The sequence below is a fragment of the Rhodoplanes roseus genome (assembly GCF_003258865.1).
Lineage (GTDB): Bacteria > Pseudomonadota > Alphaproteobacteria > Rhizobiales > Xanthobacteraceae > Rhodoplanes > Rhodoplanes roseus.
In genome coordinates, this window is sequence record NZ_NPEX01000317.1 from 1 (window position 1) to 6226 (window position 6226).

General features: G+C 68.9%; 3 protein-coding genes. All 3 read right to left on the reverse strand.

The window, feature by feature from the left end; translation table 11 throughout:
- Positions 1-600 precede the first annotated feature (600 nt).
- The 3 genes from CH341_RS26910 to CH341_RS26920 all read right to left on the reverse strand — a co-directional run bounded on the left by CH341_RS26910 (position 601) and on the right by CH341_RS26920 (position 6071).
- A complete protein-coding gene (locus tag CH341_RS26910) occupies positions 601-3306 on the reverse strand; it encodes a CoA-binding protein (RefSeq protein WP_111422036.1) in 2706 nt (901 codons plus the stop codon).
- Positions 3307-3532: 226 nt separating this feature from the next.
- On the reverse strand, positions 3533-4819 hold the full coding sequence (locus tag CH341_RS26915; protein WP_111422037.1) for an ATP citrate lyase citrate-binding domain-containing protein: 1287 nt from the start codon (positions 4817-4819) through the stop codon (positions 3533-3535).
- Between the two features lie 301 nt (positions 4820-5120).
- The gene (locus tag CH341_RS26920; RefSeq protein WP_170149821.1) at positions 5121-6071 is read right to left on the reverse strand and encodes an IS110 family RNA-guided transposase; all 951 of its coding nucleotides are present in this window, start codon (positions 6069-6071) and stop codon (positions 5121-5123) included.
- Positions 6072-6226 lie beyond the last annotated feature (155 nt).

Genomic DNA, 6226 nt, shown 5'->3' on the forward strand with positions numbered 1-6226 from the left:
GCCTCCGGAGGACCAAAGTCCCCGTGGAGCCGAAGCCCCTACCCTAGGTCATGAGCCGAAGCCCACACCCTGTCACGGCCGAAGTGCATTCGCCCGACACCGTCGGGGTCCAGCGTCCCACGTCTAAGTGAGGAACTTCGGTGGCGCGCCATCGCGCCGAAGCGGCGGCGGCCCGTGATGACGCTTATATGCCCCTCTCCCGCTCGGGAGTCAACTGCTATCGACGCGGCCCCGAGCGTTTCCGCCTAACAGCTTGCGACCTCACGGTTATTTTAATCGCTCGGAGTCGCTTTTGGCGGCTGTCCGGCGCCGTGGCGGGATTCTTTTTTGATGTCCGAGACGGGTTCCCGGCGGGAGTTCCCGGACTCCGGAGGTTTTTTCGAACCGCCCCGGGCAACGAACAGCGTCCCGCCCCGCCGCCGGCCCGACCGGCCTCGGATCTCGGCTCCGGCGGACTTCCGCGAGGCATTGTGTGCCTGGCCCCGCCCGCCGGTCGCCACGGGACACTGGGCGTCACCGCGGCATGGCTGGAGCTTCCGCGGGGGCGTGACCTGCGCACGACACCGCCGGAGCTCGCGCCCGCGGCTCGGCCCCCTCGCCTCACGACACGAAAGCGCACGCCGAGGCCGGGGTGCGGGTGTCCATGTCGCGGCCGCGGTTCATGTGATCGTCCGCCTCGGCGGCACAGCCGAGCATGCGGGCGTAGAGGAAGATCGTGAAGGCCGCGGTCTCCAGCCGGTCGCGGCCGATCTCGCCGGCGCGATACGGCGCCCACAGCAGCTTGAGCAGCAGCGCCGACAGCAGCGCGTCGACATTGACGCAGTAGACGTTGCGCGACACCCCGGCGTCGAACAGCGCCTGCACGACGGCGTGATAGAACTCGTGGAAGACGTTGTACTCGCCCCGCCGGGCCGCGAGCTCGCGCACGAAACCCTCGCGCGGATCGATGTTGACCGGCTTGTCCTTGAACACCGGGTGGTTCACGCCGGGGATTTTCTGCAGGCCGGAATGGCCGGCCTCCTTCTTCTCCGCCTTGTAGGCCTTGTAGGAGGCGGCGAACTCCTTCGCCCGGGCGGCGAGGTCGATGCCGTGGTCGCGGCGGCCCGGATCGTCGAGCCCGATCGGCTCGAACTGGTCGATCAGGAAGGCGATGCCCTCGTAGCCGTTGCCGCCATGGGCGTAGCCGCAATGGGTCAGGAAGCCGAGCATCGCCTTGTTGAGCTGCACCCGGTCCGGCGCCTCCGGCCCGTCGGACGAGACTGCGCCCTTCGCCCCCTGCGCCGTGATGGTGCCGGGCCCGTTGGAGAGCAACAGCCCGATCAGCATCTGGAAGGCGAACAGCGAGTCGGCGTCGCCGTCGCGCCCGGTCAACGCCTTGTAGGCGACCTCGCCGAGCGAGGCGGAGCCGATCAGCGCCGCGTCCGAATAGCCGCAGACGCCGTCCGGCGCATGCTGGTCGGCCGCCACCGAGGCGCCGATCGCCACGCCGAACAGATGCAGCCACCATGGCAGCGTCTCGGCCGTCACGGGCGAGATGCGCTTGCGCAGCAGCGGCCCCCAGGCCAGCGAGGCGGCGATGGCGGCCCGCACCGCGTCGCACGTCGGCGGTCCCGGCAGCGTGGCGAGCCAACGCACGAAGGGCGCCTTGGCACCGCGCGCCGCGACGCCGGCGATCAGCGCCTCGGCCAGCGGGTCGGGCGCCGCGGCGACGAACAGCGCGAGGCTGTCGGCCGGCAGCGTCGCGGTCGTCACGTCGAAGCCGTCGTCGAGCACGCTGGCGAGGCCGGCATGGGCGAAGGCCTCGAGCAGCAGCCGCACCAGGCGGCGCGTCCCCTCGAAAGGCTTCGGCCCGGCGATCGCGACGGCGGCGGCCAGCACGGCATTGGGCGCATTGCCGGCCTCGCGCGCCGCCTGGGCGGCGACCAGCATCGGCGTGCCGTGCAGATTGAGGCTGGCGCCGACCAGCGTGTTGATCAGGGCGCGGTCGTTCGGCCCGCCGACCTGATGCAGCAGCGCCAGCGCGACATTCGCCTCGAACGGATGCTGGGCGGCGTCGAGCACCGAGACGCCGTTGAGCGTGGTGACCTGGGTCGCCGGATCCATCTGCGAGGCGCCGGAGGCATCCTTCATGGACTGGCGCGGGAAGGCGGCGCCGATCTGGCGGTTGAGCCGGGCGATCTCGCGCCCATACGGCTCCATCGCCGTGACGACGGGCAGATCCAGCTCGGCCGGCAGCGCCAGGCCCATGTTGGAGCCGAACCACGGCTTCAGGCTGAGATTGCCCTCCGGCTCGAAGTCCGGCAGGCAAGCGTTGGCCTGCATCACGGCGGTGAGCGCGTGGGTGATGTGGGCGATGTTGGTGACCACGGCGCCGCGCCGCGAGAACACCGGGCGCTCCGGCGTGAACACGTCGTCCACGCCGAATTTTTCCATGAACCAGCGCTCCTTGGCGGCCGCGTCGTCGTCGCCGCCCGACATCGCGCCGGCGTGGCCGACCGGCCGCGTCAGCTTCGACTTCCAGCGGCCGACCACGCAGGCGACGATCGGCTTGGTGAACTGCGCATCGAGCTCGTAATGGCCGCCCGGCTCGACATACAGCACGGCCGCCTTGCTGCGCATGTCGTTGGCGAGCGCGAAGGCGAACTCCGGGGCGGCGAAGTGGATGTAGACGTCCTTGCCGGACGAGATCAGGGTCGTGGTCCCCCACCCGGCCATGCGCAGATACGTCGCCATGGTGGTGGTGAAGTTGCCCGAGTTGGAGAAGATCGCGATCGAGCCGCGCCGCAGGGCCTCGCGCGGCGCGTCGCCGCCCAGCGCGCCGCCGATCCGCACCTCGTTCCACGAGTCGGCGACGCCGAGGCTGTTGCCCCCGAAAATGTCGATGCCGTGCTGCTGGCCCATCGCGCGGATTTCCCGCGAGTCGTGCACCGACATCTTCTCCGTGACGATGAAGATCTTGCGCAGCTCGGGATTGACCCGGATCAGCTCGGCGACGCCGTCGCGGGCACCGCTGGGCGGCAGGTAGATGACGCCGCAATTGAAGCGGTGGCCCGCCTCCATCCCCTCGCGCACGTCGTTGTAGACCGGGATGCCGCCGAGCGAGGTCTTGAGCCACTGGCCGCTGCGACCCGGCGATGTGCCGAACACGACATTGCCGCCCGAATAGACGTGGCCGACCGGCGTCACGTCCTTCGATTCGCCGCCCAGCACGTTGAGCACGCAGACCCGATCGTGCCGCGACGCCACCTGGTCGAGCGACGAGATGCCGACATAGTACTTGAAGGAGCTGATGCCTTCCTTGTGCATGATCGTGTCCGTGCCTGACGTCGCGTATCCAGGGCGTGCGTTTCCGGTCGGAATGCCCGATGGGAGCGTCCGAGAGCTCCGACTCGTCATGGCCGCGCTCGTCGCGGCCATCCACGTCTTGGACGTGCTGATGAAGCGAGATCGTGGATGGCCGGGACGAGCCCGGCCATGACGTGGAGAGCGAACCGATCCGAACGAACCACCGAAGAGTCCATGGGAGGAAACCCTACGCCGCAGTCGGCGAGGCGATCTTCAGGCTCTCGGCGACCTGCTGGCGGCCGCCGGCCCGCATCCAGGCATCGGCCTGCTTGGCGTAGCTGATCACCTCGCTGATGTCGGAGTCGAAGCCGAACAGCCGGTAGGGCAGGCCGAGCGCCTCGACGGTGTCGCGCAACGCGCCGAAGCCGCGGATCAGGTTGGGGCCGCCGCGCGCCGCGACGACGTAGACGGGGGTCGGCCCGTTCTTGGAGAAATACTCGCGCAGCGCGTCCGAGATCGCCCGCAGCGTCTCGAAGATGTCGGTGTTGTTGGCCTTGCCGCCGATGATGAACAGCACGTTGGACTGCTTCAGCCAGTGCTTGAAGCAGATCTGCGCCACCTCGCGCATCTTGGCGTAGGGCGGGTTGCCGCCGAAGTCCGACGAGATGATGGCCAGATCGCCGAGGATCTCCGACACCAGCGAGTTGGCGCCGCCCCCGAAGGTCGGCGCCAGGATGGTGCCCTGCGGGTTGATGACGTAGACGTCGCTCTGGCCCTGATAGGTACGGAGCTGATTGATCTCCTGCTCGAAGTCCGAATAGTCGACGGCGAACAGATGGGCCGGCAGGCCGAGCCGCAGCCAGCGGCTGTCGTCGCGGTCGAAGCCACACTTGAAATCGCACGCCACCGGGGTGAGCCGCCCGTCGCGCTCGGGGCGCATGCGGATCGGGTTCAGCTCCAGCGTGGTCATGCCGTAGCCGTGATAGAGCTCCCACAGCTTCGGCAGGCTCTGCACCAGCGGCGAGATGATGGCGCTGGGGGCGTGCAGCTCGGACAGCGCGTTCGCCACCACGAAGGCCTTCAGGCCGGTGAGCGAGTCGAACGGGATCTGCGCGACCTGGGTCTTGTCGAGCTCCTCGATGTCGACGCCGCCCTTGTGGGTGAGCGTCATGGTCGGGGCGCGGAAGCGGGTCGCGTCGGTGATCGAGAAATAGACCTCGTGCTCGGCCGGAACCAGGCCCTCGAAGGTCACGCCGTTGGCCTTGAAGGTGAAGCCGCCGGACTGCAGCTCGGCGAAATAGAGCCGCTCCTTCTCCTTCAGCGCCGTCTTCAGGTCGCGGGCGATGCCGATCAGGCCGGCCTTGCCCTTCTTGCCGACGCCGCCCTTGAACACCGGCTTGATGATGATGCCGCCGTGCCGGTCGATCAGGCTCTTGATCTCGGCTTCGCTGGCGCCCGGCCCGAGCACCTCGGAGGTCGGGAATCCCGCGAACTGCAGGAGCTTCGAGCCGTAGAGCATGCCCGTGATCTGCATCGGTCGCTCCCGCGGTCCCGCCCGCGGCCGCGACCGGCCGCGGTCCCGAGATACCGGGCCGCTGTCTGGTTGTAGGCCGGCCCGCGGCGCTCGTCGATCCGGGATACCCCATGCGGCGCACGAAAGCGCTGCCGAAAAAGCAGGCGCCTCCGCTACGCCGCCGCAGCCCGTAGCAACCATTAAAACCGGGTTGGTTGGCCTGGGGAGATTGTGGACAGCCGCGATGCGCCTGCCCACGATCTCCCCAGGGGAGCAGCAGCATCGACAAAGAGCGTTTGGACGTGACGGGTATTTCGGAGCGTCAGACGGCCGGGCAGGTGATCCACGGCGTGCCGCGCTGGACCACGGTGTTGACGAACACGAGCATCTTTCGGGCGCAGGCGACGAGGGCGACCTTGTGTGGTTTGCCGGCGTCGGTCAGGCGCCGGTAGAGGGCGATGAGCGCCGGATTCCAGCGGAAGGAGGCGGCCAGGGCGGCGCGGTACAGGCTGCCGCGCAGACGCTCGCGGCCACCGTCGATGTGGCGCGCGCCGATGCGGTCCCCGCTGTCGTCGTCGTAGGGAGCGAGCCCGGCAAGAGCGGCCGCCTGCTCGCGGCTGAGCTGGCCGATCTCGGGCATGCGGACCAGAATGGCGACCGCGGTCCGCAGGCCGACGCCGGGCACGCTGGCGATGAGGTCGAGCCGGTCGGAGAGGTCGGGGTGCTGGCGGATGGCCGCGACCAGACTTGCCAGTTCGGCCTTCAGGAGCGCCCCGAGGCGGGCCATCTCGTTCTTCCAGATACGCCGGATGCGCTCGTCGCGGCAGGTCTCCTGTCGCGTCTCGAGATGGGCGATGTCCTCGGTCAGTTGCTCGATCAGGGTCAGGTGGGCCGCGAATGGTGCCAGGCGCGGGTCGGGGGCGGCGCGGATCGTCTTGGTGGCCGCCGTGCAGGCGGCGATCAGGGCGGCATCGATCTTGTCGTTCTTCGCCCGTTGCAGGCGGAACTTGGCATAGGCCCGCACCTGCGCCGGCTGGAACACGATCACAACGAAGCCGTCCTGGCGGAGCCGCGCGACGACCGTCTGCTCGTAGCCGCCGCTCGCCTCGATGCCGATCCGCTCGACCCCCCGCTGCCGCAACCACCTCGACAGCGCCGCATGGCCGTCGGGCGTATTCTGAACCTGGTGGTGCTCGCTGCTCGCCTCGACCGCCACGTCGAGCTTGCGCTTGCCGGTGTCGATGCCGGCACAGATCATGGTATGTTTACGCATCTTCCTCGACCCTTCCTTGTGATGCGAACCCACGGTTCCTTCAACCATCCGGGTCCGATGAAGAGCCGATCGCGATCCTGCTACGAACTTCAGCCCAAGGGCTGCGGTGGGCTACGATCCGACGATCGGCGGTCCGGCCTGGGCGGCCACCCAGG

Excerpts from the sequence above, each read along its gene's own strand:
- CH341_RS26910 (WP_111422036.1), bottom strand. The coding sequence starts at position 3,306 with ATGCACAAGGAAGGCATCAGCTCCTTCAAGTACTATGTCGGCATCTCG.
- CH341_RS26915 (WP_111422037.1), bottom strand. The coding sequence starts at position 4,819 with ATGCAGATCACGGGCATGCTCTACGGCTCGAAGCTCCTGCAGTTCGCG.
- CH341_RS26920 (WP_170149821.1), bottom strand. The coding sequence starts at position 6,071 with ATGCGTAAACATACCATGATCTGTGCCGGCATCGACACCGGCAAGCGC.